Genomic DNA, 402 nt, shown 5'->3' on the forward strand with positions numbered 1-402 from the left:
CCTCGGTCTAGCACTCACTTCTAGTGACAAGGACGGGATTCATGCCACTAGCAGCTTGACCCTCGATAAGGTTACAATGACTATTTCAGCCGGCGATGATGGTATCCAAGTAGACGATGATACCGATGTCAATTCGGGTGATTTAATCATCACTGACTCTGGCATCACCATAACATCAACCGATAAAGGAATTACTGTTTCAGACAGTGCAACGGTTGATGGAGAGACGAATCTGACAATAACCGCTGGAGACGAAGGCATTGAGGGACGTTCCATCAATCTCAATAGCGGTACCATTACGATTGACGCTGGTGATGACGGCCTCAATGCCACTGAATGGACAACTAAGGACGATGCTGATTTAAGTAATTTAACAAATACAACCGCAGATATCGAAAATAC

Annotated in this window: 1 protein-coding gene; it reads left to right on the forward strand. The window is 45.0% G+C overall.

Going from position 1 to position 402, the window contains the following annotated elements; translation table 11 throughout:
* Window positions 1-55 precede the first annotated feature (55 nt).
* Window positions 56-402, forward strand: a 347-nt coding sequence (locus tag FH871_RS35050) for a carbohydrate-binding domain-containing protein (protein WP_229317784.1), incomplete at its 3' end; no start/stop codon positions are given.

The sequence above is a fragment of the Larkinella sp. C7 genome (assembly GCF_006149005.1).
GTDB lineage: Bacteria > Bacteroidota > Bacteroidia > Cytophagales > Spirosomataceae > Larkinella.